We start from the raw sequence: 26,030 nt of genomic DNA, 5'->3' as shown, positions 1-26,030 counted from the left end.
TGCGATGAAAAATGAACCATCCACGCCGCCATTTTTTGCAGGCCGCCGCGCTCGCCTCTCTCGCGCCGATCGGTTGTTTGCGATTGCGCCCCGCGGCAGCTTTCGATGCAGTAGTCACACTCGAGAACGGTCGCGCCAGCCATCCAAACATCCCAAATTTTGCGAGCGTCCGCGCCGCGATCGATGCCGCGCCCGCCGATGGAAAACGTATCTGGCGCATTCGCATCACGCCCGGGCGCTGGCACGAAAAACTCGTCATCGACAAGCCGAATATCCGGCTGATCGGCGACGATCGCGAAACATGCATCGTGAGTTACGACGCAGCCGCCGGACATCTTGCGCCAGACGGTGAGCCGTGGGGAACGTGGCGATGTGCCAGCATTATCGTGCGCGCGCCGGGTTTCAGCGTGCATAGCATGTCTATCGAAAACGGCTTCGATTATCTCGGTGAAATCGCACACCCGACACTGCAGGCGATCGGCGCGAACGGTGCACAAGCTGTCGCGTTGATGCTCGATGCTGGATCAGATTGTGCGTTGCTCGAAGACGTAAATATCAGCGGCCAGCAAGATACGCTATTCGTCGATTCAGGCCGCTGCCTGCTGCGCAATTGCCGAGTCGCCGGCAGCGTCGATTTCATCTTCGGGGGCGGCCAGTGCGTGCTCGAACATTGCGAGATCCTCTCGCGCTTTCGTCCTGGCAAACAACGCCAAGGTTATGTTGCAGTGCCGAGCACACTCGCTTCTCAACGCTACGGATTGGTGTTTCGTGATTGCCGCTTGCTCAAAGAATCTGCAGTGCCGGCGCGCAGTGTGGCGCTTGGTCGGCCGTGGCGACCGACGCGAACTTTCAGCGACGGCCGTTACGGCGATCCGGCCATCCGCGGCAATGCCGCGTTCATCGACTGCTGGATGGACGACCACATCGATGCGGTCGGCTGGGACGCGATGACCTACACCGCGCGTGATGGCAGCCGCGTGCTGTTTACGCCGCAGGAGGCGCGACTCGCGGAATACGCCAGCCGCGGCCCGGGCGCGTTGCACGACGCAATACGCATCTGGCTAAGCGCGGAAGAATCGGCTGCGTATGCAACTGCGCGGGTACTGCAAGGCTGGGATTACAACTCGACTGCAGCAATGTTTTGACGCTAACTCGCGCATCGAGCGAAAGTATACTTTTTAACTTTAAAACATTTGCAACATTTGCCAAAAATTCATGCGCAGGGTCCGGGCTGGATCCTGCGCACTGTTATTGCATCGAACTATTCATCGCTCGATCAATGCGGCCGTACTCTCGCGGAATACGGTTTGCGCGGCGTCATCGTGGCCAGATCCCAATCCTCGGCGACAAAGGCCTGATGTGTTTCGGACTGATGCGGATAACCGCCGACATCAGTCTGGCTATCGATAATACGACCGCGCCCTTCGACCGTGTCTGAGACCACTCGCGCATCGTCGTGATCGCGGTCCCACGGCCGCGCACCGACGCCGTTGATGACTGCGTCCTGCACTTGCACCGCGGTAATCGGCTTCACGCCTTCGGGCAAAACCGGACGCTGCTTGAGTTCGATGATTTTCGCCGCGGTGGTGGTGTAGCGCCCGAGGATCGGCAACGGCCGACCGATGCGATCGACCGCAATATTGTCTTCCTGATACAACTCGATATCGCCGGAGCCACCAAGCATGAACAGCGCAACATCGTTCGGCGTCGACGGCCCCGCGCGCATCGCGTTACCGATCATCGCGAGGCGACCCAACTGGTATGGATGATCGCCCCATTCCTCGGCAATCAGGTTGTAGTGGATCGCGCGCTGGCCCGGATCGTAGATCAGATTATTGATCACCATGCCGCGCACGCCGCCCTTGAACAACGGGCTGCGTTCAAAATTGTGTGCGTACAGATTGCCGATAATCAGGATGTCGTTGACGTTATCGTGGATCAGTGAACCCTTCGAATGTTCGCCCTTGGCATGCGATGCAAACGCAAGACCTTCGGCGATCAGATTATTGCTGAAGGTTATGCGGTGGGAGGTATTGTTGCGCCAGTCATCCGGGGTTTCGCCAATAAAACGTTTGCCCGACGATGAAAGATTTTCGTCGGTCGCCCAGGTCAGCGAGCAATGGTCGACGATCACATCGACCGCGCCTTCATAGGTGGAAAATCCGTCGTGTTCCCAGCCGCCGAAATGCGCGACTTCGGCATCGCCCGGACGGATGCGGATATGCCGGATCACGACGTCGTGTGTGCGCACGTCGATGCCGCCGCGGACCAAAGTGATTCCGGGCGAAGGCGCGGTCTGGCCGGCGATGGTCAGGAACGGTTCCTTGACATCAAGCGTGTCGCGATCCAGATCGATGACACCGCCCACTTCGAATACCACCGTGCGCGGACCCGCGGTTTCCAGTGCCTCGCGCAACGAACCCGGACCACGCGGCTTGAGCGTGGTGACACGCAGAATCTTGCCGTCGCGTCCACCAGGCGTATGCGCGGCCCAGCCTTGCGCGCCCGGGAAAGCCAGCGCCGATTCGGCAGCCATCGCCAACGTCGGCGTCAGCGTCGCGAGCGCCAGAATCATGCAACACGATGCCATCCTCACGCACATTGATCCCGCCGCGCAAAAACATGAATTCAAAACCTTCATCTCTCCACCCTCTCGAATGCCGCTGAGTTGGCGCGGCCCCTCTTTTCGTGTTGCAGCAATGATGCGCCGAAGCTGTCGATGTCGATGTCGCTGATTATGCGTTTGCAGATTGAAAATGACACCGGTTTCCTTTATACAGTTTCCAGAGCATTTTTGGAATCGGGTTCGCACGCAGTTGCGCCACCTGAAGCGCTCTTCAAATCACACCAATACAACCGTGAGCCAGTCGATGAGCGAAACCAGAATGGACAGCACCGACGTCGATGGCGCAATCGCCAAGCGTTTTGTGCAGGCGCGCTTGGCGGGCGTTGCGCTCGATGGATTTCCGGGTTCGATTCCGCTCACGCTCGATGCGGCGTATCGCTGCCAGAGCGCAGCAATCCAGCGCTGGCCGGATTCCATCGTCGGCTGGAAGGTTGGCTATATCGCCGCGGCGCAACGCGAACCCGGTGGCGATGATCGTCTGGTCGGGCCGATCTTTGCCCGCAACCTGCAACTCGCGCAAGACGGACGCTCGCTGGAATTTCCAGTTTTCGAGGGTGGTTTTGCGGCGGTCGAAGCCGAGTTTGTATTCCGTCTCGGCGAAGACGCGCCGCGCGAAAAAATCGTCTGGAGCGCCGATGAAGCGCGCGCCATGGTTGCAGAAATGTATATCGGCATCGAAACCGCGGGCAGCCCACTGGCCACGATCAACGCGCTCGGGCCGCGCGTCGTGGTCAGCGATTTCGGCAACAATGCGGGTCTGCTGCTTGGGCCGAAAATCGCTGGCGGACTATCGTTGGCTGAAACCGAATTGAACTGCACGATGATGATCGCCGAACATCGCGTCGGCGCTGGCGCTGCATCGGATGTGGCTGATGGATTGCTCGCCGCGCTGGCGTTTGCGCTATCGCGCTGCGCACGCAACGGCCGACCCTTGCGCGCCGGCGATCTCATCACCACAGGCGCCGTCACCGGCATTCACGACATCGTCAGCGGGCAAGAGGCGCTGGCTGAATTCGGCGCGTATGGCGCGATCCGTTGCCGCGCGGTCGAGGCGCGCGCCTTCATGCAAACACGAGCGGCGAAATGAGCATCACCCGCCGCGCCATGCTGACCGGCGCTGTTGCATTTTTCGCCAGCGCCGCGGCGCGCGCGCAACGCGGTGATACCGTGCTCACCGCGACCGATGTGCACGTGCAGGGTTATCCCACGGTCGAGGCACTGCGCTGGGTCGGCGACACGCTGGAACGCGAAACCGGTGGCCGGTTGCGCCTGCGGCTGTATCACTCCGGCCAGCTCGGCCGCGAATCCGATTCGATCGACATGGCGCGTTTCGGCGCGCTCGATATCACGCGCGTGAACATGGCGGCGCTCAACAATCCGTTTCCGTCGACGCAAATTCTGTCACTGCCGTATGTGTTCGATTCGACGGCGCATATGCGGCGTGCGCTGGACGGCGCGGTCGGTCGCGAAATTCTCGCCAGTTTCGAACGTCGCGATCTGGTCGGCTTGGCGTTTTATGATTCCGGTGCGCGCTGTTTCTACAACACGCGCCGCCCGGTGTACACGCCGCAAGATCTGCATGGCTTGAAAATCCGCGTGCCGCCGTCGGATATTTTCATGGACATGGTGCGCGCGCTCGGCGCTAATCCGACGCCGCTGCCGTATGGCGAAGTTTTTTCCGCATTGCAAACGCATCTGATCGATGGCGCCGAAAATAACTGGCAAAGTTTTCACACCACGCGTCAGTTCGAGGTCGCGCATTATTGGTCGCAGACCGCACATTCGTATTCGCCGGAAGCGCTGTTGATGTCGAAACAGCGGCTGGAAAGTTTGGCGACCGAAGATCGCGCGCTAGTGCTCGATATCGCCGCGCGCTCGGTCACGGTGATGCGCGAGTTGTGGGACAAATCCGAAATCGAATCGCGTGACTATGTGATCGCAAAGGGCGTCAAGGTGAACGAGGTCGATCGTCGCGCGTTTGAAACTGCGACCGCCGCAACACTCAGCGCGTATCGGCGCGATCCTGCGATCGATACGCTGTACAAAAAAATCCGGGCGCTGGCGTGATGCTCACTACCGCTCCATCGTTACCCACAAGCGGCTTGCTCGCGAGCTTGTCGGATCTCGCCATACTGATCGCCGGCGCCGCGCTGATCGGCATGGCCGGCGTCGAAGCATGGCAGGTATTTGCGCGTTACGTGCTCAACAATTCGCCGGGCTGGACCGAGCCGGTCGCGTTGTTGCTGCTGACGACGGCGATGAGTCTCGGCGCCGCATGCAGCGTGCGCAGTGCTTCGCATTTCGGTTTTTTCATCCTCGTGCAATCGTCGCCGCCAGCGCTGCGCCGATTTTTGCAGGGCCTCGCGAATACGATCGTCGCGGCAGTCGGTTTGATGCTGGCGTGGTGGAGCGGCACCTTGTTCATCGATGGCTGGTCGGTGCCGATGGCCGGCGCAGTATTGCCGCAGAGTGCGAACTTCCTGCCGATGGCGACCGGCGGTTTATTGATCGCGTTGTTCGCGCTGGAGCGCATTTTCGCGCCCGCCGCGTTGCCAATTATTGAAGGCGCCTGAAGATGGCCACGCTGATTTTGTTCGGAGTATTCGCGTTGCTGCTGGTGATCGGCGTGCCGGTCGCGTTCTCGTTGATCTGCGCGTCATTGGCCACCGTGACTTATCTCGGTCTGCCGCCGATCGTGGTCGTGCAGCAGGTGGTCGCTGGCGCCGGCACCGCGTCGTTGATAGCGATCCCGTTGTTTATTTTTGCCGGCGAAATCATGTTGCGCGGTGGAATTTCCGAGCGCCTGATCGGGCTCGCCGCGGCGTTGGTCGGGCATTTGCGTGGCGGTCTTGGTCAGGTCAGCGTGCTGTCATCGCTGTTCTTCGGCGGCGTTTCCGGCTCGGCGCTGGCCGACGTTTCGGCGATCGGCGGCGCGATGATTCCGCAGATGGTGCAGCGTGGATTTGATCGCGACTTTGCGGTCAATGTCAGCGTTACCGCAGCACTGGTCGCACTGCTGGTGCCGCCATCGCACAACCTCATTCTGTATTCGGCCTCGGCCGGCGGCGGCATCTCGATCGCCGACCTGTTCGCCGCCGGTATCATCCCGGCATTGCTGCTGACGGTGGCGCTGATGTTCACCGGTTGGTGGATCGCGCGGCGCCGCGGTTACGCGGTTGAACCGTTCCCGGGCATGGTTGTCGTCGCGCAACGTTTTGTTGCGGCGTTGCCTGGCCTGCTATTGGTTGCGCTGATTTTTGTCGGTATCCGTGCCGGGATTTTCACGGCGGTCGAAAGTGCCGCGATCGCGGTCTGCTATGCATTGCTCGTCACCGCGCTGGTATACCGCAAACTGCGCTGGCGCGACTTCGTGCAGACCTGCGCGCAGGCCGCGCGCATGACCGGCATGATCCTGTTCGTGATCGCCGCGGCGGCATCGTTCGGCTGGCTGCTGGCGTATCTGCAGATTCCAACCGCCGCGGTGAATGCGCTCACGTCGCTGACGCACGACAAGAACCTGCTGCTGTTGCTGATGGTACTGATCCTGCTCGTACTCGGCACGTTCATGGATCTCGCGCCGATGATCATCATCTGCACGCCGATTTTCCTGCCGCTGGCAAAAGCCATCGGCGTCGATCCGGTGCATTTCGGCATCATCCTGATCCTCAAGGGCGGCATCGGCCTGATCACGCCACCGCTCGGATCGGTGCTGTTTGTCGGCACCGCGATCGGCAAGATTTCCATCGGCGAAACCATGCGCACGATCTGGCCGTTCTACCTCGCCGCGTTCGCCGTGTTGATCGCGGTGACCTTCATCCCGGCATTGTCGTTATGGCTGCCGGCACTGCTGAAATGAAGTTGCGATTGGCGGAATTGTCGCGGAGCGCCGAGCGCTGAATCAGCGGCGCAAAGCCTCATCAATCGACAGCGTTGCGAGGCGATCATAAGCGCGAACCAAGGCCGCGACAAAGCGCGGATCGCGTGGCAAGTCCTCACCGAAAATCTTGCCAATGTCGAGAAATTCGACAACGTCGTGTGTGCCGCTGCCGTCACAGCGCCGCGCCGCCGCATTCAGCATCTCAGCCAGCGGATCGACCAATACGCGCTGTGCCGCCAACGCGCGTCGGATGAAGTGCAGCCACGCCGCGATAGGCACACATAAACGCTTGATCGAGCGATTCTCGATCAGCGCGTCGCGAATCGTCGCGAGCAGACGGAACGGCAATTTCTGCGATCCGTCCCACGCGATCTGCGCGAGCGCATGCGACATCGCGCGATTGCGAAAGCGCGCGAGCACGCTGCCGATATAGCCGTCCAGATCAAAATCCGCAGGCACAGACACGGTCGGAGAAATATCTTCGCGCATGAGATTTTCGACGAATATCGCGAGCGCCGTATCGTCCATCGCCTGCAGCACGGTTTCGTGACCGGCCAGCAAACCGAGGTACGCCAAGGTTGAATGTGCACCATTGAGCAATCGCAATTTGGCGCGCTCGAACGCGGCGACATCACGGGTGATGTTGACTCCGATCGCGGTCCAATCCGGCACGTCGTTGCAGAAACGATCTTCGATGACCCATTGCGCAAACGCCTCGCGCTGCACCGGCCAACGATCCTCGACACCGAGCGCGGCGGCCACGCGCTCGCGCAGCGCGGCATCGGTGGCCGGCACGATGCTGTCGACCATGCTGCGCGGAAACGCCACCTCGGCCTCGATCCAGCGTGCGAGGTCGCTATCGCGCGCGCCGGCCAGCGCGACCACGGCGCGGCCAAGCTTGCCGCCATTGTCGGAAAGATTGTCGCAACTGATCACGCTGAACGGTTTTATGCCGCGCTCGCGACGCTGACGCAGCGCCGCGACGAGATAACCGATGCTGCTGCTCGGCGCATGCGGCGCAGCAAGATCGGCACGAATATCGGGGTGCGAAAAATCGAGCTGTCCGTCGGCATCGAGGCAATAGCCTTTTTCGGTAATCGTCAGAGTCACGATGCGCGTTTGCGCCGCGCTGAGTCGCGCAAGTGCACGTTGCCGATCCTCGCTCGCGACCAAGGTTTCGCGCAGCGCGCCAATCACGCGATCACGAATCGTCGCGTCGAGCACCGCCACGGTATACAAACCGTTTTGCGGCGCGAGCGCATCGCGCAGGCTTGCCGTTTTCAGCGAAATCGCGCTCACGCCCCAGCGCGTATCGTGATTCAGCGCGTCATCAAAAAACCACGCCTGATGCGCACGATGGAACGCGCCCGGGCCAAGATGGGCCACGCCGATATCGATCGTATCGAGTGGGTAACGTGGCCGCTGAATATCGGCTGGCAATTGCTTCAGCGCGTTCACATCGAGATGCGCCGAAGAGTCTTCATCGTGCTGCGCAACCGGATCGTTGCTCATAGCGTTACTCCGGTCTTCCACAGCGCGATCTGACGCTCGCCGTTGATCTCGTTGCGCGTCGTTTCACCCGAGGCGGTGCGCAAGATCAGCTCGAACAAACGCTCGGCCGCGGTCTCGATCGGTTCGCCGGTGAGAACGCAGCCAGCATCGAAATCGATCCAGCGCGGCTTGTTCAATGCGAGACTGGAATTCGACGATATCTTGAGCGTCGGCGCCGGAAATCCGAGCGGCGTGCCGCGACCCGTGGTGAACAAAAGTATCGTCGCGCCCGCCGCAATCAACGCGGTTGAGGACACCGCATCGTTGCCCGGCGCTTCGAGCAAGGCGAGACCGGTGGTGTTGATGCGCTTGCCGTAACCGAGCACTTGCGTGACCGTCGCCGAGCCGGCTTTCTGCACCGCGCCTAGCGATTTTTCTTCGAGCGTGGTGATACCGCCGGTGATATTTCCGGGCGACGGATTTTCGCTGACCGGTTGGCCATGGTCGACAAAATAGCGTTTGAATTTTTGTACCAGCGCGGCGATCGCGACACCGACTTGTGTACTTGCAGCGCGCTGGATCAACAGATGCTCGGCGCCGAAGATTTCCGGAATTTCCGTGAGGATCGGCGTGCCGCCGGCCGCCGCGATGCGATCGGCGATGCGCCCGATCAACGGGTTGGCGGTAATGCCGCTGAACCCATCGGAGCCGCCGCACTTCAGGCCGATCACGAGGTCGGCAAGCGCACAGGGCTCACGACGGTCTTGCGCCGCGATCGCGACAAGTTCATCGAGCGCCGCAGCACCCGCTTCCATTTCGTCGTCAACCTGCTGGGTGTTGAACGCGCGGATGCGCTGCGACGCAACCGGCGCCAGCGTTTCGAGCAACTGCTGCAGTTGCAGCGACTCGCAACCCAGGCCGACGATCAGCACGCCGCCGACGTTCGCGTGCGACGCCAGCGCAGCGAGCACGCGTCGCGTATTGGCGAGATCGTCGCCGAGCTGCGAGCAGCCGAAAACATGTGTGTAAGCATGGATGCCGTCGACTTTTCCGGCGTGTCGTATTGCCCCGAGTTCAGCGACACGACGCGCCGTGTGCGCGACACAACCGACACTGCACAGCACCCAGATTTCGTTGCGCGTACCCACCCGACCGTCGGCGCGGCGATAGCCCATAAACGTGCGGACCGCGTCGGGTGTATGCGTCACCACGATAGCCTTCGCTACCGACGAAAAAGTGGCGGCATCCTCGCCGATCAGCGCCGTACCCAGATTGTGCGTGTGCACCCATTCACCGGCGGCGATAGCGCTCGTAGCGCGGCCAATCGGAAAACCGTATTTGTGCACCGCGTCGCCAGCAACCAGCGCGCGCAAGGCAAACTTGTGTCCGGCAGCGATCGGCGCCAGCAACATGATCTCCCCATCGCCGAAGCTCAGACGCTCTGCCGCGGGCAGATCCTGTAATGCAACCGCGACATCGTCATCGTCGTTGATGCGCAGTGCTTTTTGTGAAACCGGCAGAGATTCGGACATGAAATTCGTGCTTTTGGAAACCGGTGTCATTAAAACTCGATCTGTGCAGCTTGTCGAGTCGGGTGCGCTTTTGAGCAAGGTTGCGATTGGATTGTCTGCGAGACATCCAATCTGCGTAGAATCGGCGGCATGCCCTGAACCGATTGCCTGTCGCCAGACTTATGCCGCCACGTCGTATCGCCAAAAAAACCGCCCCCGCCACAACACGACGCAATCGTGTTGTGGCGACCGAGACGATCGCGCCTCCCGCCAAACCGTTGCGCAAACGAGTCTCGGCGGCACTGATGCCATCAGGTAGTTCCGGCCAGGCGACGATCAACGACATCGCGCGGCTCGCGGGCGTTTCAAAAAAGACCGTTTCGCGCGTGATCAATCGTTCGCCGCTGGTGCATCCGGAAACGCGCGAAAAAGTCGAGGCATTGATTCGCGAGCACAACTACGCGCCCGATCCGATGGCGCGCGGCCTCGCGTTTCGCAAGTCGTTCCTGATCGGCATGATCTACGACAATCCGAACGCGCAATACATCGTGCACATGCAGAACGGCGCGCTCGATAGTTTGCGCGGTTCGGGATTCGAGCTGGTCGTGCATCCGTGCGACAGCAAGAACGCCGATTATGTTGATGGCGTGCGCCAGTTCGTTTTGCAGCAGCGTTTGTATGGCGTGATCCTCGTGCCGCGCGTGTCGGAGGATCAGGCGCTGGTCGACATGCTGCGCGAGATCGATTGCCGTTATGCGCGTATCGGCGCAGTCGAGCTCGACGACCATACCAGCATGATCACGACCAACGATCGCGAAGGCGCGGTCGAAGTGGCGAAGTATGTCGAGTCGCTCGGTCATCGGCATATCGGCCTGATTACCGGCCCACATCGCTATCTTTCAGCGCGCGAACGTGGCGGCGGATTCCTGCAGACACTGGCGCAACGTGGCATCAAGGTGCCGGCCAAATACACGGTCGAAGGCGGTTACACGTTTGAATCCGGCGTGGCATGTGCGGAGCGGCTGCTTGCGCTGACTCCGCGCCCGACTGTGATTTTTGCGCTCAACGATGAGATGGCCGCAGGTGTGTACAAGGCGGCGTATCGGCTTGGGCTGCGCATCCCTGATCAATTATCGGTGGTCGGTTTCGATGACAGTCCGCTCGCATCCCGGCTGTGGCCGTCGTTGACCACGGTGCGTTTGCCGATCCGCGATATCGGCCTGCGCGCCGCCGCAATGCTGTTGCAGGAGCCTGGCAGCAATGCCGCGCCGGTCGCGTTCACGCCGCACCTGGTGGTGCGTGAATCCTGCCAGCCGCCCGAATGAGCAGCAAAATCCGCTATTGAGTAGATCGCTTCTAGCAAAAATGACACCGGTTTCCAAAACACCGTTGCGGCGTTATCATGCGGCATGGTTTCCTTGCGCGCCGCCTCATCGCTCCGTCCTGTCGAACGTGCCTTGATCGTGCACGAGGATCGACTTTTCCCTGCCGAACCGACTCAACGCGCGATCGCCCGTCGCCTTTATAGTGGCGTGCGCGACCTGCCAATCATCAGCCCGCACGGCCATACCGATCCGGCCTGGTTTGCCAGCGACGCGCCGTTTGCAAGCGCCACCGAGTTGCTGCTGACGCCGGATCATTATCTGTATCGCATGCTGTACAGCCACGGCATCAAGCTGGATGAACTCGGCATTGCCGCGAAGTCGCCGCTGTCGGCGGCTGCCGCGAAATCTGTCGATCCACGCGCGGCGTGGCGGCTGTTCGCCGAACACTGGTATCTGTTTCGCGGCACGCCATCGACCGTCTGGCTCAACCAGACATTCGTCAAGCTGTTCGGCCTTGATGTCGCGCTCGATGCCACTACCGCCGATCACTATTACGACACGATCACCGCGGCGCTCGCGACGCCGAAATTCCGCCCGCGCGCATTGTTCGATCAATTCAATATCGAGGTATTGGCGACCACCGAATCGCCGCTCGACAGTCTCGAACATCATCGCGCGATTCGCGCCAGCGGCTGGAACGGACGAGTAATCAGCGCATATCGTCCCGACCCGGTGGTTGATCCCGAACACGAGCAATTTCGCGATGCGCTCGGGCGTTTCGCCGAGCTCAGCGGCGAGGATACGCACGACTGGCACGGCTATCTCGCTGCGCATCAATTCCGACGCCATGCGTTTGCGCAAATCGGCACGACCTCATCGGATCATGGCCATCCGACCGCGCGCACCGCCGACTTGTCCACAGCCGAAGCGCAGCGATTGTTCCAGCGAATTGTCGCCGGTCGCTTCGATGCCAATGATGCGGAATTGTTCCGCGCGCAGATGCTCACCGAGATGGCACGCATGAGCCTGGATGACGGTTTTGTGCTGCAGATTCATCCGGGCTCGTGGCGTAATCACAATCGTTTTTTGTTCGACAATTATGGCCGCGACAAGGGCGCCGATATTCCGACCGCGACCGAATACGTACGCGCGCTGAAACCCTTGCTGGATCGTTACGGCAACGAGCCTGGCCTCACGATCATTGTGTTCACGCTTGACGAAACCAGCTACAGCCGCGAACTCGCACCGCTCGCCGGACATTATCCCGCGCTCAAACTCGGCCCGGCGTGGTGGTTCCATGACAGCCCCGAAGGCCTCATGCGTTTTCGCGAACAGACTACCGAAACCGCCGGCTTCTACAACACCGTGGGTTTCAACGACGACACGCGCGCATTTCTCTCGATCCCGGCACGCCACGATACCGCGCGACGGGTTGATTGCGCTTATCTCGCGCGACTCGTCGCCGAACATCGGCTCGACGAAAACGAGGCGACCGAGGTCGCGATCGATCTGGCCTATCGCCTGCCAAAACGCGCCTATCGGCTTTGATGCATCCGCCCGAAAGCACTACGTTACCAACCGCCCGGAGTACGACCTTGTTTACCAAAACCTACCACGCCACGCATCCGGATTCGATCCACGGCGCCGACAACGACACCTTGCGTGATCGTTACCTGATCAGCGATTTGTTCAGACCGGATCAGGTGTCGCTGAACTACACGCACTACGAGCGATTTGTGATTGGCGGCGCGGCACCGGTAACGCAGCGCGTGGTTCTGCCTGCGCAAACCGAACCGGCGGCGGCGAAAGGCAAACCGTTTCTTGAACGACGCGAACTCGGCATCGTCAATGTCGGTGGCGGCGCTGGCAGCGTGGTGGTGGATGGCCAAACCTACCACCTGCAACCGAAGGATGGTTTGTACGTGCCGATGGGCAGCGAGCAGGTTGAATTCACATCAGCGGATGCCGCCAATCCGGCAAAGTTTTATCTCGCCTCGACGCCGGCGCATGCACGCTTTGAAACCAAATTGATCTCGATCAATCAGGCCGTGTCACTGCAACGCGGTGCCCTCGAAACCTCGAACGAGCGCACGATTTATCAGTACATCGTGCCGGCGACCTGCAAGTCGGCGCAGTTGCTGCTCGGCCTGACCGTACTGAAAACCGGCAGCGTGTGGAATACCATGCCGCCGCATCTGCACGACCGCCGCTCGGAGGTGTATTTTTACTTCGATCTCAAGCCGGATCAACGCGTCATGCATTTCATGGGACAACCCGCCGAGATGCGTCATCTGGTACTGCAGAATGATGAAGCCGTGGTGTCGCCGCCGTGGTCGATCCACATGGGTTCGGGCACCGCCAACTATTGTTTCATCTGGGCGATGGGCGGTGAAAATCTCGACTACACCGACATGCAACAGCTCGACATTTGCCAGTTGAAATGAGCACAACGGTGAACGATCTTTTTCGTCTCGATGGGTGTGTCGCTTTGGTCACTGGCGCCAACACCGGCCTGGGCCAGGCGATCGCGATTGCGCTGGCGCAGGCGGGCGCCGATATCGCCGCAGTCGGGCGCACCGCGCCGCATGAAACGCTTGCGGCGATCACCGCGGTAGGTCGGCGTGGGGTGTGGATCGAAGCGAATCTCGACGACAGCAAAGCCGCGCCGGCAATCATCGATACGGCCGTTGCGCAGCTCGGCGGCATCGATATTCTCATCAACAACGCCGGCACGATCCGGCGCAACGACGCACTCGATTTTACCGAGGACGATTGGGATAGCGTCGTCGACGTGAACCTGAAATCCGCCTTCTTCCTGTGCCAAGCCGTTGCGCGCCGCTGGGTGGCAGAAAATCGTGGCGGAAAGATCATCAACATCGCCTCGATGCTGTCGTTCCAAGGCGGCATTCGCGTGGCCTCGTACACGGCCAGCAAGAGTGGTTTGCTCGGCATCACGCGGCTGTTGGCGAACGAATGGGCAGCGCGCGGGATCAACGTCAATGCGATCGCACCGGGTTATTTCGCGACCAACAATACGACCGCGTTGCGCGCGGACGAGATGCGCAACCGGGCCATCCTCGAACGTATTCCGGCGGCACGCTGGGGCGATCCAGCCGATCTCGGCGGCGCTGCGGTGTTCCTTGCCTCACGTGCGTCCGATTACGTGCACGGCGCGGTGCTGGCGGTCGATGGCGGCTGGCTCGCGCGTTGATCGTTGTTAAATCGACGAACGTTACCTAGCGGCTACGGATGCCGATACGCGCCGTGCACCACGATGGCACGTTGCACGCGGCGCACGACCGCATCGAAATGCTGGGTGTTGCGCACCTCGATCGTGAACAACAGCGTGGCATACTGGTTGTCCAACTCTTTGTATTCGACATTTTCGATATTCGAATCGGCCTCGGCGATCGCAGCGGCCACGGTTGCGAGGACGCCGGGTTTGTTGTCGGATTCCACACGAAGTTGCGCGCGATAATCGCCTTGCACGTTCGCGTCCCAGTCCATCGCCACGAGGCGTTCGGGTGTCTTGCGATAATCGGCCACGTTCGGACATTCGGCGCGATGCACGACCACGCCCTTGCCGGCCGAAAGATAACCGACGATGGCGTCGCCCGGGATCGGATAACAGCAGCGTGCGAAACTCAGCACACCGCGTTCGGCGCCGCTGATGAGAATTTTTTCATGCGCACGCGGCTGGTGTGTGTGCGCGAGATCGCCCTGCATTTCGAGCAATTGACGCGCGACCTGATCCGGCATGCGATTGCCGAGTGCGATGTCGGCGAGCAGCTCTTCGAGGCGCTTGAACTTGTTGTCGAGCACAAAACGATCGAGCACGTCGGTCGGAATACTATCGAACGAAATATTGCGTGCATCCAGCGCACGATCGAGCATGCGGTGACCGAGTTCGACCGCGTCTTCGTGTTGCAGATGTTTCAGAAAATGTCGGATTGCGGTGCGCGCCTTGCTCGACACCACGTATTCAAGCCATTGCGGACTCGGCACGGCCGATGGCGCGGTGATGATCTCGACGGTCTGGCCGCTGCTCAGGCGCGTGCGCAACGGCGCGAGCTTGGTGTCGATGCGCGCGGCCACGGCGTGGTCGCCGACATCGGTGTGCACGGCGTAGGCAAAATCCAGCGCGCTCGCATTGCGCGGCAGCGCGAGGATGCGGCCTTTCGGCGTGAACAAATACACTTCGTCGGGGAACAGATCGACCTTGACGTTTTCGAGAAAATCGATCGACGAGGATTCGCGCGTTTGCGCGTCGACCAGCCCGGCCACCCATTCGCGCGCACGATTCTGCGCGCTGTTGACCGCGCTGCCATCGTTCTTGTAAACCCAGTGCGCGGCGACGCCACGCTCGGCCACGGTGTCCATGTCTTCGGTGCGAATCTGGATTTCGATTGGCGCGCCGAAAGGACCGAACAACACCGTGTGCAGCGATTGGTAACCGTTGGCTTTCGGGATCGCGATGAAATCGCGGAAGCGCGTATCCAGCGGTTTGTACAAACCATGCACCGCGCCCAGCGCGTGATAACAGTTCATCACCTGCGGCACGACCACGCGAAAACCGTAGACGTCCATCACCTGGGCGAAGGTTTTGCGATCCTCGCGCATCTTGGTGTAGATGCTATACGGCGACTTGATCCTGCTGACAATGCGATGCGCGAGTTTTTCATGATCGAGGCGCGCCGAGCACGCCATCTCGATCTTGCCCATCGCCTCGCGGCGGTTGCCGAGCACGTTCTTGATACGCGCCTCGATGATGCGATGGCGATCTGGATACAGCGCGCGAAACCCCAGATCCTGCAGCTCGGCTTTGAACTGGTTCATGCCCAGACGTTGCGCGATCGGTGCGTAGATATCGAGCGTCTCGCGGGCGATACGGCGCCGCGAATCGATCGCCATCGAACCGATCGTGCGCATATTGTGCAGGCGATCGGCGAGTTTGATCAGGATCACACGCAGATCGCGCGCCATCGCCAGCAGCATCTTGCGGAACGATTCGGCTGCGGCTTCCTGGCGACTCTTGAACTGCACCTTGTCGAGCTTGGTGACACCATCGACCATCTCGGCCACAGCCGCACCGAACTCATGTTCCAGTTCTTCGCGCGAAAGCAAAGTGTCTTCGAGGGTGTCGTGCAGGATCGCGGCGATGATCGTCTCGGCATCGACGCCTAGATCGACCAGGATGCCAGCCACGGCAACCGGATGCGTTATGTAGGGTTCACCACTTTTGCGGGTTTGCCCGGAGTGCGCCTGCGCACCGATTTCATACGCGCGCCGCACGCGCAGGATCTGCTCCTGCGGCAGGTATGCCGCGAGGCGTTTTTCCAGTGCGAGTACATCCGCTGGCACGACAGGTATTGCGGACGTTTTGCCAGAGGCCGCGCGCATCGTCCTGTCGCCCGATGACTCAGGCGCGGGCGTGCTGGCGGTATCTACACGCCATGATCAATCATCGCCACCTTTGGAAATATCGTCATCGACTTCAGCGGCCGCCCATTCCAGCGCTTCGCGTTCGGCGCGGGCGCGTTCCTGCTTTTCGATCTCGTCGATCTGTGCACGATTAACCTTGCGGCCAGCGATTTCGCGCAGAGCGAGCACGGTTGGTTTGTCGTTGACGGCATCAACGAACGGATCAGCACCTTTGGACAACTGGCGCGCACGTTTGGTCGCCATCAGCACCAATTCGAAGCGGTTATCCACCACTTCGAGGCAATCTTCTACGGTAATGCGAGCCATAAAAACCTCAAAATCGAAAGTAATCAAAAATTTACGGATTGCGATTGTACGCTGTGGCACGCCTGCGCGGCAAACTCGAACCGCGTTGCGGCTGGCATGCGCACGCCAATTTCACGATAATCGGCTAAATATGCAGCGCTGCCTTGTGCGGCTGCATAACGCCCCAAAGTTCAATTATTCTAACCATGCGTTCAGCATCCTTGGGCGAAACTGCGTACTAACCAAGCCCGTTGTTGCAGAGTGACATCGTCCACCGCCCGACACAGACCTTCTGTATGCCGACTGCCAAATTCCGCTGGATTCTCAACTTCGCCCTGAGTGCAAGTGCGGCGCTGGTCTTGACCGCCTGTGCACCCGCCAAAACGCGCACCGACGATCCGTGGGAAAAATTCAATCGCCAGACGTTTGCGTTCAACCAGACCATGGATCGCGTCGCGATCCGGCCTGCGGCGCAAACTTACCGCGCCGTTACACCGGCACCGGTACGCCGTTCGATCGGCAATTTCTTCACCAACATCCGCTTGCCGGTGACCGTGGTGAACGAGCTGCTGCAAGGCGCGCCGCGTGATGCGCTGGTCACGTCGAGCCGATTTGCGGTCAACTTCACTTTCGGTATCGCCGGATTTTTCGATCCGGCCTCGAAGATGGGCGTGCCGCTCAGCGATCAAGATTTCAGCGTGACCCTGGCGAAATGGGGTGTGCCGGATGGCCCGTACCTCGTGGTGCCGTTTCTGGGTCCGACCACGGCGCGCGACATCCTGCATTTCCCGGTCGACAGTTTCTACAATCCGATCGAGATGTATCCCGCCGCACGCGGCGATTGGTACACCTATACGCCCGAGCTGCTGTTCCTGATCACCAAGCGCACCAACCAGCTTGATTCGGATAGCGTGCTGGCAAATGCCTACGATCCTTACGTGTTCGTGCGTGATGCCTATCGCCAGGTGATGTTGCATTATATCTATGCGGGTGATCCACCCAGTGATGTGCTCGATCAAATGCAGGGCATCAACGATAATCAGGCCGAGAAGTTGCTCGAAGAACAGCAGAAAGTCGAGAACAAACCGGCCACGCAGAATCCACCGTCGAAACACTGACCCGTTCTGATAGTTAAAAAAATCCCCGCGAACTGCGGGGATTTTTTTATGCCGGATTGATCGGCGCGGCCACCATGCGATAACGATTCAATCGGCGCGAATGTTCAGCACCGCATCCACCGCGCAGGATTTCGCCAACGCGCGCAAACCTTCCGGTACGTGCCGATAAGACAGCGTATTGCCACGCCACTGGACCTGCGCGGCCCACACCACCAGCATCGCCAGCGCGGCGCTATCGGCCTTGCTGATACCGGCGAGATCGATCTCGCAGATATCGGGTTTGAACCATTCCCCGCTTTGCGCAAACACGGCCGGGGCCGTTGCAAAATCCAGCACTCCGGACAACATCAAGCTGCCGGGCGTGTTGCCTGCACTTGCCTGGAACGGTGCCGCCGACACGCTCACTTCTTGTCGTCTTCCATCGATTCAAGAGCTTTTTCGCCCTGAGTTTCGAGGCGAGCGATCAAGGCATCGATATTGGTTTTCTGGATTTCAGCGGCAACCTGATTGCGATAATTGCTGATGTAGGAAATACCTTCGATGATTACGTCGTAGGCTTTCCATTCGCCATCTTTGGTTTTGCGGAACGCATAATCCACCGAAGCATTCTTGCCATCGTCGAGCGCGACCTGGGTCTGCACGATGGTGCGCTTGTCGTTGAGTTCGCCACGGAAAGCCAGCACCTTGACCCTGCCTTCGGTGTACTTGAGCAGGCCTTCGGCATAACGATGCGCGAGCGAGTTGTAGAACGCCTTGGCGAAGCGCGCGCGCTGTTCCGGCGTGGCCTTCGGCGCGTACTGGCCGAGCACGAGGATCGAGGCATAGTCGATATCGAAATGCGGCAGCAGCAAACGATCGATCGTCTTCAGCAGCTCCTCGCGATTCGCCTGCAACTCGGTACGACGCGCATCGAGGGTCTTGCTGAGATCGTCGACGAGCCCCGCCACAACCTGATCCGGCGGCGGCGACGCGGCACGTGCCGGCGCGATGGCGGCTAGCCCGAGGAAGAAGGAAAAAGCCAGAATTCGCAGCATGTGGATCTCCTGAAGTTTATTTGTTCGGTTGCGGCGCAGGTTTGTCTGCGGCAGATTTGTCGGCGCCATCGGCAGCGGGTTTCGGTGGCGCATCTTTTTTCGGTGTGTCGCTGCCTACCAGGAATTTGCCGATCAGCTCTTCGAGTTGCATCGCGTTCTGGGTCAGCACGAATTGGTCGCCTTCCTTGAGCATGTCCGGCGAGCCGCCGGGCTGGATGCCAACGTACTGGTCGCCCAATAAACCGCTGGTGAATATCGCGGCGGCGGAATCATCCGGGATCTGCACATAACGCTTGTCGATGCCGAGCGTGACCACCGCATCGAGCTTGTCCGGCGTGAGCGTGATCGCCTTGACCGAACCGATGCGCACACCCGCAATCTTCACCGGCGCGCGCAATTTCAGCTGGCCGATATTGGTGAAATGACCAACCACATTGTAGGTCGCGCCTTCGGTGTAGTTGGCCAGGCTGGTGGTTTGTGTCGCGAGAAAACCGAGCGCCGCAAAACCCAGCAGAATGAACAGCCCGGTGCCGAATTGAAAAGAGCGTTTCTGGCTCATGGGAATCTACTCACAGCAAAAATGCAGTCATCAGAAAGTCGATGGCGAGGATCGCGATCGAGGAAAACACCACCGTGCGCGTGGTCGCGTAGGCAACACCTTCGCTAGTCGCCGGTGTCGTGTAGCCTTGGTACACGGCGATCAGGGTCGAGACAATACCGAACGCAAACGCCTTCGCCACACCGTTCAAAATATCCTTGCCGAGCGCGACGCTATCGGTCATGTTCGACCAGAACGTACCGCTGTCGACGCCGAGCCAACTCACCGTCACGAGAAAGCCGCCGAGGATGCCCATCATGTTGAACACGCTGGCGAGCAGCGGCATCGAAATCACGCCCGCAAGAAAGCGCGGTGCGATCACGTACGACATCGGGTCGACTGCCATCATCTCCATCGCGGCGAGTTGATCGGTCGCGCGCATCAGGCCGATTTCGGCCGTGATCGAAGTACCTGCACGGCCGGCAAACAACAGCACGGTGATGACCGGCCCGAGTTCGCGGAACAACGACAACGCCAGCAAGGTGCTGACTTTTTCGGTCGCGCCAAACGTACTCAAGGCGTTGTAGCTTTGCAGGCCGAGCACCATGCCGACAAACAGGCCGCAGGTCATGATGATGACCAGACTCATCGCGCCGATGAAATAAATCTGCTGGATCAACAGGCGCGGTTTGAGCAACGAACGCGGCACCGCAGCCAAGATCGAAAACAGGAACAAGGTGCATGCGCCGATCTGCGCGATCGAATCACTCAGTGGGGCAAATCGTTGCGGCTTAACGTTCATCGCGCCGCTCCAGCTTTGCTCTTGGGCGCGGCCAGACCAAGATCTTCGGCATAATCCCGCGCCGGATAATGGAACGGCACCGGGCCATCGGATTCACCACCGAAAAACTGCCGCGTCCACGGCGAGGTATCGGCCATGAGTTCATCGACCGTACCGTGCGCGGCGACTTTGCCGCCGGCGATCAGATACACCAGATCAGCGATCTGCCGCACCGCGGCGAATTCGTGCGCGACCAAAACGCTAGTGATGCCGAGCGTTTGATTGAGCGTGCGGATCAGCTTCAACACCTGATTCAGCGCGATCGGATCGAGGCCGACAAAAGGCTCGTCGTAAAGAATCAGCATCGGATCGCGCACGATCGCGCGAGCGAGCGCCACTCTTCGCGCCATGCCGCCGGACAGTTCGCCCGGCGAGAGTTGCGCCGCGCCGCGCAGCCCCACCGCTTGCAGCTTGGTCAGCACTAGAGCATGGATCAATTCTTCAGGAAGTTTGGCGTGTTCACGCAATGGAAACGCAACGTTCTCGAATACGCTGAGGTCGGTCAGCAGCGCCGAATTCTGGAACAGATAACCGATCCGCTCGCGCAGCTTGAACAACGCATCGCGACTGAGCTTCGGCACGTTCTGGCCATCGATAAAAACATCGCCTGCATCCGGCAATAACTGGCCAGTGAGATGGCGCAGCAACGTGGTTTTACCGGTGCCGCTTGGGCCCATGATCGCGGTGATCTTGCCGCGCGGAATATCCAGGCTCACGCCATCGAATATCACCTTGCCACCGAGCACGGTGCGCAGATCGCGAACGCGCACCAGCGTATCGGCATCAGCTTTTGAAGCGGAGGATTCGACTACTGCCATGGTTGCGAAAAGAATGCCGGAAAAAGGAGAAATGTCAGCTTGCCGCAACGCTGCTGAAAAGCATGTGCAGATACGGCGCGCCCTACCTTAACCGAGCTGGTGCAGCATCACCAGCCTGCCTGTTCATGCCTCTTTCAGCAAATCGGCGATCAGCGCGGCATGACGTCGAGTCTGCTGGATGCGTCGCAGGCGTTGCGAGGTCACGATCGCGCGCAGATCGTTCAACGCGGTCTCGAAATCGTCGTTGACCACGAGATAATCGAACTCGGTGTGATGCAGCATTTCGGCGCGTGCCTCGCGCGTGCGCCGTGCGATTTCGGCCTCACTGTCCTGGCCGCGCAAATGCAATCGGCGCAACAGTTCTTCACGCGATGGCGGCAAGATGAAAATCGAGCTGCAGGTCATGCGCGCGCGCACTTGCTCGGCGCCTTGAAAGTCGATTTCGAGCAAGACATCGTGCCCGCTGGCGAGCTGCGCTTCGACCGCCGCACGCGACGTGCCATAACGATTGCCGAACACCACGGCATGTTCGAGAAAAGCATTCTGCCGCACCAGTTGCTCGAACTCGCTGCGGCTGCAGTAATGGTAATGCCGACCGTCGATTTCGCCCGGCCGCGGCGGCCGCGTGGTGTGCGAAATAGACAACGCGATATCCGGCTCGCGTTCGAGCAGCGCCTTGACCAGACTGGTTTTTCCGGCACCCGACGGTGCGGCAACGATGAACAGCGTTCCGGGCATGGCTATTCGATGTTCTGCACTTGTTCGCGGATTTGCTCGATCAACACTTTCAGCTCCACCGCGGATTGTGTGGTTCGTTGATCGACCGATTTCGAGCCGAGCGTATTCGCCTCGCGATTGAATTCCTGCATCATGAAATCCAGCCGTCGGCCGGAAGGTTCCTTGAGCTTGAGAATGCGGCGCGCTTCGGCGATGTGCGAACCGAGCCGATCGAGCTCTTCATCCACATCGAGTTTCTGCAACTGCATCACGAGTTCCTGCTCAAGCCGGCCCGGATCGAGCGGCTGCTTGATTTCAGCGATGCGTGTATCGAGCCGCGTGCGCGCCGCGGCCCGGATATCCGGCAACCACGTGCGTACGTCGGCGACGATACGTTCGACGCCGCTGAGGCGCTCATTGATGAATTCGGCAAGACGATCGCCTTCGCGCTGGCGGGTCGCGACCATGTCTTCGATCGCCTGATCGAGCAAGTCGAGCGTCGCCTGCTTGAGTCCGTCGCTGTCGATATCCTGCTGGATCAGCACGCCGGGCCAGTTCAACAATTCGGTGAAGCCCACTTTCAGCTCGGGCACATCCAGCGCGAGTTCGCGCGCGATTACGCTGAGCCGCGCGAGCAGCTCGCGATCAATCTTGAGTTCGGCCGCACCAGCCTGCAGCGGGCGAAAACGCAGGTTGACATCGATCTTGCCGCGCGTGAGTTTGGCCGCGATGCGTTCGCGCAACAGCGGTTCGAGCGCGCGCAATTCTTCCGGCAAGCGCGGGCTTACCTCCAGATAACGGTGATTGACCGAACGCAGCTCGAACGCCAGCGCACCAAACGGCGTGGCGCTTTCGGCGCTGGCAAAAGCAGTCATGCTGCGAATCATTTTAGCGTCCGTCAATAAAGGCAAGGCTGGCAATGGTAAACTCCGCGTCCATTTTCCCATAGCCTCTTCTTCGATGACCAATTTCTCCCGCCCCAGCGGTCGCGCACCGGATGCCCTGCGCCCGGTCACGATCGAACGTCACTACACGCGCCATGCCGAAGGTTCGGTGCTGGTCAGTTTTGGCGATACGCGCGTGCTGTGCACCGCCAGCGTCGAAGAAAAAGTGCCGGGTTTCCTGCGCGGCAAAGGCGAAGGCTGGATCACCGCCGAATATGGCATGTTGCCGCGCGCCACTGCGACGCGCACCCAGCGCGAAGCCGCGCGTGGCGGCCAAGGCGGGCGCACGATGGAAATCCAGCGCCTGATCGGGCGCTCGTTGCGCGCCTGCGTCGATCGCAATTTGCTCGGCGATCGCACCATCACGCTGGACTGCGATGTGCTGCAGGCCGATGGCGGCACACGCACCGCGGCAATCACCGGCGCGTACGTGGCGATGGTCGATGCGGTGGCTGGTTTGAAAGCGCGCAAACTCATCAGCAAGGATCCGATCTTCGGCGCGATCGCGGCGGTTTCGGTCGGTGTTTATCGTGGCGTGCCGGTGCTGGATCTCGATTATCCCGAGGATTCCGCCTGCGATACCGACATGAACGTGGTGATGAACGAAGGCGGCGGTTTCATCGAGCTGCAAGGCACCGCGGAAGGTCACGCGTTTCGACGCGATGAACTCGATGCCTTGCTCGCGCTCGCGGAAAAAGGCATGGTCGAACTATTCGCCAAACAACGCGAAGCACTCGCGCGCTAAAAAGTTTTGGGGTTGAATTCGTAAACGGATATTTGTAAAAAAACAGGGGCTAATCGTGACAACCGCAGACAACCGTATCGTGCTTGCCAGCAGCAATCCTGGCAAGCTCGCCGAGATTCGCGAACTGCTCGCGGATCTTCCGTACAACCTCGTGGCGCAGGCCGAACTCGGCATTACGGAAATTCCCGAAACCGGTTTCACTTTCGTCGAGAACGCGCTGCTCAAGGCGCGCAATGCATCGCGGCTTAGCGGACTGCCGGCGTTGTCCGACGATTCCGGTTTGCTGGTGGATGTATTGAACGGCGCACCTGGCCTCAAGTCCGCGCGGTATGCCGGCGAAAAAGCCACTCCGGCGAACAACAATGCCAAGCTGGTCGAAGCGCTCAAGGGCGTGCCGGCATTGCAACGCAGCGCGCAGTTTTATTGCGTGATCGTATTCCTGCGTCATGCGCGCGACCCGGCACCACTGATCTGCCAAGGCGTCTGGCACGGGCGCATTCTCGAAGAACCGCGCGGCACAGGCGGCTTCGGTTACGACTCGCTGTTCCTCGAACCCGGCCTCGAACAAACCGCGGCGGAAATGGAAGCGGCGATGAAAAATCTCGTCAGCCACCGCTCGCGTGCGCTGGCGGATTTGCGCAGCGGCCTGGCGCGGCGCTGAGCGTAGCGACCACGGCGAATGTTCACCCCGCCGCCGCTGGCGCTGTACATCCATATTCCGTGGTGCGTGCGCAAATGCCCGTACTGCGATTTCAATTCGCATAACGCGCCAGCGGCGATTCCGCAGCGCGAATACGTCGATGCACTGCTCGCCGATCTCGATCAGGATTTGGCGCTGGTCGCCGGGCGCGAAGTGGTCAGCATCTTTTTTGGCGGCGGCACGCCGAGCCTGTTTTCGGCGGAAAATATCGCACGCATTCTGGATGGCGTCGGCGCACGATTGGTGCTGCAACCGGGCCTGGAAATTACACTCGAAACCAATCCCGGCGCGGTCGAGCACGACAGCTTCGGCGGCTATCGCCGCGCTGGCGTGAATCGCATCAGTTTCGGCGTGCAGAGTTTCGACGATGCCGCGCTGAAACGCATCGGCCGCATCCACGATGCCGCACAAGCCGAAACCGCGATCAAGTCGGCGCAGGATGCAGGCATCAGCAACCTCAATCTGGATCTCATGTACGCGTTGCCCGAGCAGACGTTGGCGCAGGCGCTGCTGGATGTGGAAAAAGGGATTTTGTTGCAAACGCCGCATTTTTCACATTATCAACTCACCTTGGAACCGAACACCGTGTTCGCCGCCAAACCGCCGCCGCTACCCGACCACGACAGCGCGTGGGACATGCAGGAAGCCTGTCAGGCGCGCCTTGCCGAAGCGGGTTTCGCGCACTACGAAGTTTCGGCTTACGCCAAGCCCGAACAGGAATGCCGGCATAATCAAAACTACTGGCGCTTCGGCGATTACCTCGGCATCGGCGCGGGCGCGCACGGCAAGCTCAGCCAAGCCGATGGCGAAATCCGGCGACGCTGGAAGGTCAAACATCCGGTCGCTTATCTGCGTCACGCCGCCACGCCGCAGCGGCTTGGTGGCGACGATATCGTGGCCGCCGATCAGCTACCGTTCGAGTTCATGTTGAACGCGCTGCGTCTAACCGGTGGATTCGCGCTGAGCGAATTCACCGCACACACCGGCCTGCCGCTGACGACGATCCAAAGCCAGCTCGACGACGCCAGCACGCGCGGCTGGCTGACGGTCGAAAACGATTGGCTGCGCCCGACCGAACTCGGCCAGCGATTTCTCAACGACGTCATGCAATTATTTCTGCGGGAGTGAAAACCATGCTCGATTTCGTCAATCTCACCTGCCCGTATTGCGGCGAAAGTTTCGAGACACCGGTGGATTCGTCCGCCGGTTCGCAGCGTTATGTCGAAGATTGCGCAGTCTGTTGTCGACCAATCGAGGTGTTTGTTTCAGTCGATGATGCCGGTGAGCTTTTGGACGTCCAGACGTCTACCGATAACGAATAGCAGCCCTGCGCAGCGGTGCATGCGGTTGCGATGCTTGAGGCTTTGCCGATAACATCGCCGCCACGCGCGAGCGAGGTCGTCATGCCAGAAATCACGGAGGTATTTGAAGCAGTCGACGACAAGGGTGTCGTCGTCGACGTACTGTGGTCGGCAGCCTATGCAGAATTGAAAGCGCTCGCGCATCTGCGCATTCGCGATAGCGGATCGGTGCGCGTGATCGACACTACGGCGTTGGTGCACGAATCCTGGCTCAAACTTTCCTCCGCACGTTATTTGAAAGTCGACAATCGCTATCAATTCTTCTCCTATGCATCCAAGGTGATGCGCTCGGTGGTGGTGGATATAGCCAAGGAGCAGCAGCGGCTCAAGCGTGGCCACGGCGCATTGCATCTGGCGCTGGATCAGCTGGGGCTGGATGCGGCAGGACTGGCATCACTTGATGGCAGTGCAGATGCCGTCGACCATTGCGAGCCACTGGACGTGGACGAAGCATTGCGCGCGCTGGAGAAATTTGAGCCGCGATTAGCGCACATGACCGAGATGCGTTATTTCGGCGGCTTGAGCGAGAACGAGATCGGCGAGGTGCTCGGGATTTCGCCACGCACGGTACGGCGCGATTGGGAAAAGGCGCGCCTGCTGCTACGCGATCTGCTGGCCGGGTAGATGCGGGATGAAAGGGACATGATATCTGTCCGC

At 60.1% G+C, this 26,030-nt stretch carries 27 protein-coding genes; 15 read left to right on the top strand and 12 right to left on the bottom strand.

All coding sequences use genetic code 11. The features are described from left to right. Positions 1 to 11: 11 nt before the first annotated feature. The gene (locus tag ELE36_RS02930) at positions 12 to 1,145 is read left to right on the top strand and encodes a pectinesterase family protein (protein WP_129831669.1); all 1,134 of its coding nucleotides are present in this window, start codon (positions 12 to 14) and stop codon (positions 1,143 to 1,145) included. A 131-nt stretch (positions 1,146 to 1,276) separates the two neighbouring features. On the opposite strand, the gene ELE36_RS02925 is transcribed toward ELE36_RS02930, so the two are convergent. Next, the gene (locus ELE36_RS02925) at positions 1,277 to 2,575 is read right to left on the bottom strand and encodes a pectate lyase family protein (RefSeq protein WP_207215850.1); all 1,299 of its coding nucleotides are present in this window, start codon (positions 2,573 to 2,575) and stop codon (positions 1,277 to 1,279) included. A 295-nt stretch (positions 2,576 to 2,870) separates the two neighbouring features. On the opposite strand from ELE36_RS02925, the gene ELE36_RS02920 reads away from it, so the two are divergent. From ELE36_RS02920 to ELE36_RS02905, 4 genes are read left to right on the top strand one after another with little or no spacing between them, the layout of a single operon-like run. Further along, on the top strand, positions 2,871 to 3,713 hold the full coding sequence (locus ELE36_RS02920; protein ID WP_129831668.1) for a 2-keto-4-pentenoate hydratase: 843 nt from the start codon (positions 2,871 to 2,873) through the stop codon (positions 3,711 to 3,713). Further along, entirely contained in the window at positions 3,710 to 4,693 is a 984-nt protein-coding gene (locus ELE36_RS02915; protein WP_129831667.1) for a TRAP transporter substrate-binding protein, read from the top strand. Before ELE36_RS02920 ends, ELE36_RS02915 begins: the two co-directional genes overlap by 4 nt. Further along, entirely contained in the window at positions 4,693 to 5,199 is a 507-nt protein-coding gene (locus tag ELE36_RS02910; protein WP_129831666.1) for a TRAP transporter small permease, read from the top strand. Before ELE36_RS02915 ends, ELE36_RS02910 begins: the two co-directional genes overlap by 1 nt. Before the next feature lie 2 nt (positions 5,200 to 5,201). Then, positions 5,202 to 6,482 carry a TRAP transporter large permease gene (locus ELE36_RS02905; RefSeq protein WP_129831665.1) on the top strand — a complete coding sequence of 427 codons (1,281 nt, stop codon included), beginning with the start codon at positions 5,202 to 5,204 and terminating at the stop codon, positions 6,480 to 6,482. Between the two features lie 42 nt (positions 6,483 to 6,524). Here the strand turns inward: ELE36_RS02905 and ELE36_RS02900 are convergent, their stop codons facing one another. Continuing rightward, the gene (locus ELE36_RS02900) at positions 6,525 to 8,015 is read right to left on the bottom strand and encodes a mannitol dehydrogenase family protein (protein ID WP_129831664.1); all 1,491 of its coding nucleotides are present in this window, start codon (positions 8,013 to 8,015) and stop codon (positions 6,525 to 6,527) included. Next, entirely contained in the window at positions 8,012 to 9,526 is a 1,515-nt protein-coding gene (locus tag ELE36_RS02895; protein ID WP_129831663.1) for a UxaA family hydrolase, read from the bottom strand. The genes ELE36_RS02900 and ELE36_RS02895 overlap by 4 nt, the downstream gene beginning before the upstream one ends. Positions 9,527 to 9,810: 284 nt before the next feature. Here ELE36_RS02895 and ELE36_RS02890 point away from each other — a divergent pair, with 284 nt between their 5' ends. From ELE36_RS02890 to kduD, 4 genes are all read left to right on the top strand, one after another. Continuing rightward, entirely contained in the window at positions 9,811 to 10,830 is a 1,020-nt protein-coding gene (locus tag ELE36_RS02890) for a LacI family DNA-binding transcriptional regulator (protein ID WP_129836571.1), read from the top strand. Positions 10,831 to 10,914: 84 nt separating this feature from the next. Next, complete coding sequence (gene uxaC / locus ELE36_RS02885) at positions 10,915 to 12,378, top strand: glucuronate isomerase (protein WP_129831662.1); 1,464 nt, start codon at positions 10,915 to 10,917, stop codon at positions 12,376 to 12,378. Further along, complete coding sequence (kduI, locus tag ELE36_RS02880; protein WP_165371445.1) at positions 12,378 to 13,274, top strand: 5-dehydro-4-deoxy-D-glucuronate isomerase; 897 nt, start codon at positions 12,378 to 12,380, stop codon at positions 13,272 to 13,274. Before uxaC ends, kduI begins: the two co-directional genes overlap by 1 nt. Positions 13,275 to 13,282: 8 nt before the next feature. Further along, entirely contained in the window at positions 13,283 to 14,041 is a 759-nt protein-coding gene (gene kduD / locus ELE36_RS02875) for a 2-dehydro-3-deoxy-D-gluconate 5-dehydrogenase KduD (RefSeq protein ID WP_129831660.1), read from the top strand. Positions 14,042 to 14,073: 32 nt separating this feature from the next. Here the strand turns inward: kduD and ELE36_RS02870 are convergent, their stop codons facing one another. Together ELE36_RS02870 and rpoZ are read right to left on the bottom strand one after the other, a co-directional pair. Then, positions 14,074 to 16,230 carry a RelA/SpoT family protein gene (locus ELE36_RS02870; protein ID WP_129831659.1) on the bottom strand — a complete coding sequence of 719 codons (2,157 nt, stop codon included), beginning with the start codon at positions 16,228 to 16,230 and terminating at the stop codon, positions 14,074 to 14,076. A gap of 57 nt (positions 16,231 to 16,287) precedes the next feature. Next, complete coding sequence (gene rpoZ, locus ELE36_RS02865; RefSeq protein ID WP_129831658.1) at positions 16,288 to 16,578, bottom strand: DNA-directed RNA polymerase subunit omega; 291 nt, start codon at positions 16,576 to 16,578, stop codon at positions 16,288 to 16,290. Positions 16,579 to 16,853: 275 nt separating this feature from the next. Between rpoZ and ELE36_RS02860 the strand changes: the two genes are divergently transcribed. Next, the gene (locus tag ELE36_RS02860; RefSeq protein ID WP_129831657.1) at positions 16,854 to 17,675 is read left to right on the top strand and encodes an MlaA family lipoprotein; all 822 of its coding nucleotides are present in this window, start codon (positions 16,854 to 16,856) and stop codon (positions 17,673 to 17,675) included. 87 nt (positions 17,676 to 17,762) lie between these two features. On the opposite strand, the gene ELE36_RS02855 is transcribed toward ELE36_RS02860, so the two are convergent. The 7 genes from ELE36_RS02855 to ELE36_RS02825 form a co-directional block, all read right to left on the bottom strand. Further along, positions 17,763 to 18,080 (bottom strand): STAS domain-containing protein, encoded by a 318-nt coding sequence (locus ELE36_RS02855; protein ID WP_129831656.1) that lies wholly within the window; start codon positions 18,078 to 18,080, stop codon positions 17,763 to 17,765. Next, positions 18,077 to 18,709, bottom strand: coding sequence for an MlaC/ttg2D family ABC transporter substrate-binding protein (locus tag ELE36_RS02850; RefSeq protein ID WP_129831655.1), 633 nt, complete (start codon positions 18,707 to 18,709; stop codon positions 18,077 to 18,079). The genes ELE36_RS02855 and ELE36_RS02850 overlap by 4 nt, the downstream gene beginning before the upstream one ends. 16 nt (positions 18,710 to 18,725) lie before the next feature. Next, complete coding sequence (gene mlaD / locus ELE36_RS02845) at positions 18,726 to 19,268, bottom strand: outer membrane lipid asymmetry maintenance protein MlaD (RefSeq protein WP_129831654.1); 543 nt, start codon at positions 19,266 to 19,268, stop codon at positions 18,726 to 18,728. Positions 19,269 to 19,278: 10 nt separating this feature from the next. Then, positions 19,279 to 20,049, bottom strand: coding sequence for a lipid asymmetry maintenance ABC transporter permease subunit MlaE (mlaE, locus tag ELE36_RS02840; protein ID WP_129831653.1), 771 nt, complete (start codon positions 20,047 to 20,049; stop codon positions 19,279 to 19,281). Further along, positions 20,046 to 20,906, bottom strand: a complete 861-nt coding sequence (locus tag ELE36_RS02835; RefSeq protein WP_129831652.1) for an ABC transporter ATP-binding protein — start codon at positions 20,904 to 20,906, stop codon at positions 20,046 to 20,048. The genes mlaE and ELE36_RS02835 overlap by 4 nt, the downstream gene beginning before the upstream one ends. Positions 20,907 to 21,029: 123 nt before the next feature. Then, positions 21,030 to 21,644, bottom strand: a complete 615-nt coding sequence (gene gmk, locus ELE36_RS02830; RefSeq protein ID WP_129831651.1) for a guanylate kinase — start codon at positions 21,642 to 21,644, stop codon at positions 21,030 to 21,032. A 2-nt stretch (positions 21,645 to 21,646) separates the two neighbouring features. After that, complete coding sequence (locus ELE36_RS02825; protein ID WP_129831650.1) at positions 21,647 to 22,510, bottom strand: YicC/YloC family endoribonuclease; 864 nt, start codon at positions 22,508 to 22,510, stop codon at positions 21,647 to 21,649. A gap of 73 nt (positions 22,511 to 22,583) precedes the next feature. Here ELE36_RS02825 and rph point away from each other — a divergent pair, with 73 nt between their 5' ends. From rph to ELE36_RS02800, 5 genes are read left to right on the top strand one after another with little or no spacing between them, the layout of a single operon-like run. Beyond that, positions 22,584 to 23,312, top strand: coding sequence for a ribonuclease PH (rph, locus tag ELE36_RS02820; RefSeq protein ID WP_129831649.1), 729 nt, complete (start codon positions 22,584 to 22,586; stop codon positions 23,310 to 23,312). 55 nt (positions 23,313 to 23,367) lie between these two features. After that, complete coding sequence (rdgB, locus tag ELE36_RS02815; protein WP_129831648.1) at positions 23,368 to 23,973, top strand: RdgB/HAM1 family non-canonical purine NTP pyrophosphatase; 606 nt, start codon at positions 23,368 to 23,370, stop codon at positions 23,971 to 23,973. 18 nt (positions 23,974 to 23,991) lie between these two features. Continuing rightward, a complete protein-coding gene (gene hemW / locus ELE36_RS02810; RefSeq protein WP_129831647.1) occupies positions 23,992 to 25,140 on the top strand; it encodes a radical SAM family heme chaperone HemW in 1,149 nt (382 codons plus the stop codon). Between the two features lie 5 nt (positions 25,141 to 25,145). Beyond that, complete coding sequence (locus ELE36_RS02805; RefSeq protein WP_129831646.1) at positions 25,146 to 25,334, top strand: CPXCG motif-containing cysteine-rich protein; 189 nt, start codon at positions 25,146 to 25,148, stop codon at positions 25,332 to 25,334. 30 nt (positions 25,335 to 25,364) lie between these two features. Then, positions 25,365 to 25,997, top strand: a complete 633-nt coding sequence (locus ELE36_RS02800; protein WP_129831645.1) for an ECF-type sigma factor — start codon at positions 25,365 to 25,367, stop codon at positions 25,995 to 25,997. Positions 25,998 to 26,030 lie beyond the last annotated feature (33 nt).

Source organism: Pseudolysobacter antarcticus (assembly GCF_004168365.1).
Classification (GTDB): domain Bacteria; phylum Pseudomonadota; class Gammaproteobacteria; order Xanthomonadales; family Rhodanobacteraceae; genus Pseudolysobacter; species Pseudolysobacter antarcticus.
This window is presented reverse-complemented; position numbering and strand designations above follow the sequence as displayed.

What these genes read in the sequence shown, in the direction of transcription:
- mlaD (WP_129831654.1), bottom strand. Translation starts at nt 19,268, where the DNA reads ATGAGCCAGAAACGCTCTTTTCAATTCGGCACCGGGCTGTTCATTCTG.
- ELE36_RS02860 (WP_129831657.1), top strand. Translation starts at nt 16,854, where the DNA reads ATGCCGACTGCCAAATTCCGCTGGATTCTCAACTTCGCCCTGAGTGCA.
- ELE36_RS02870 (WP_129831659.1), bottom strand. Translation starts at nt 16,230, where the DNA reads ATGCGCGCGGCCTCTGGCAAAACGTCCGCAATACCTGTCGTGCCAGCG.
- ELE36_RS02835 (WP_129831652.1), bottom strand. Translation starts at nt 20,906, where the DNA reads ATGGCAGTAGTCGAATCCTCCGCTTCAAAAGCTGATGCCGATACGCTG.
- rpoZ (WP_129831658.1), bottom strand. Translation starts at nt 16,578, where the DNA reads ATGGCTCGCATTACCGTAGAAGATTGCCTCGAAGTGGTGGATAACCGC.
- ELE36_RS02905 (WP_129831665.1), top strand. Translation starts at nt 5,202, where the DNA reads ATGGCCACGCTGATTTTGTTCGGAGTATTCGCGTTGCTGCTGGTGATC.
- ELE36_RS02895 (WP_129831663.1), bottom strand. Translation starts at nt 9,526, where the DNA reads ATGTCCGAATCTCTGCCGGTTTCACAAAAAGCACTGCGCATCAACGAC.
- ELE36_RS02930 (WP_129831669.1), top strand. Translation starts at nt 12, where the DNA reads ATGAACCATCCACGCCGCCATTTTTTGCAGGCCGCCGCGCTCGCCTCT.
- gmk (WP_129831651.1), bottom strand. Translation starts at nt 21,644, where the DNA reads ATGCCCGGAACGCTGTTCATCGTTGCCGCACCGTCGGGTGCCGGAAAA.
- ELE36_RS02925 (WP_207215850.1), bottom strand. Translation starts at nt 2,575, where the DNA reads ATGATTCTGGCGCTCGCGACGCTGACGCCGACGTTGGCGATGGCTGCC.
- ELE36_RS02805 (WP_129831646.1), top strand. Translation starts at nt 25,146, where the DNA reads ATGCTCGATTTCGTCAATCTCACCTGCCCGTATTGCGGCGAAAGTTTC.
- ELE36_RS02910 (WP_129831666.1), top strand. Translation starts at nt 4,693, where the DNA reads ATGCTCACTACCGCTCCATCGTTACCCACAAGCGGCTTGCTCGCGAGC.
- hemW (WP_129831647.1), top strand. Translation starts at nt 23,992, where the DNA reads ATGTTCACCCCGCCGCCGCTGGCGCTGTACATCCATATTCCGTGGTGC.
- ELE36_RS02900 (WP_129831664.1), bottom strand. Translation starts at nt 8,015, where the DNA reads ATGAGCAACGATCCGGTTGCGCAGCACGATGAAGACTCTTCGGCGCAT.
- rph (WP_129831649.1), top strand. Translation starts at nt 22,584, where the DNA reads ATGACCAATTTCTCCCGCCCCAGCGGTCGCGCACCGGATGCCCTGCGC.
- ELE36_RS02825 (WP_129831650.1), bottom strand. Translation starts at nt 22,510, where the DNA reads ATGATTCGCAGCATGACTGCTTTTGCCAGCGCCGAAAGCGCCACGCCG.
- uxaC (WP_129831662.1), top strand. Translation starts at nt 10,915, where the DNA reads ATGGTTTCCTTGCGCGCCGCCTCATCGCTCCGTCCTGTCGAACGTGCC.
- ELE36_RS02800 (WP_129831645.1), top strand. Translation starts at nt 25,365, where the DNA reads ATGCTTGAGGCTTTGCCGATAACATCGCCGCCACGCGCGAGCGAGGTC.
- mlaE (WP_129831653.1), bottom strand. Translation starts at nt 20,049, where the DNA reads ATGAACGTTAAGCCGCAACGATTTGCCCCACTGAGTGATTCGATCGCG.
- ELE36_RS02920 (WP_129831668.1), top strand. Translation starts at nt 2,871, where the DNA reads ATGAGCGAAACCAGAATGGACAGCACCGACGTCGATGGCGCAATCGCC.
- kduI (WP_165371445.1), top strand. Translation starts at nt 12,378, where the DNA reads ATGCATCCGCCCGAAAGCACTACGTTACCAACCGCCCGGAGTACGACC.
- ELE36_RS02890 (WP_129836571.1), top strand. Translation starts at nt 9,811, where the DNA reads ATGCCATCAGGTAGTTCCGGCCAGGCGACGATCAACGACATCGCGCGG.
- ELE36_RS02915 (WP_129831667.1), top strand. Translation starts at nt 3,710, where the DNA reads ATGAGCATCACCCGCCGCGCCATGCTGACCGGCGCTGTTGCATTTTTC.
- ELE36_RS02850 (WP_129831655.1), bottom strand. Translation starts at nt 18,709, where the DNA reads ATGCTGCGAATTCTGGCTTTTTCCTTCTTCCTCGGGCTAGCCGCCATC.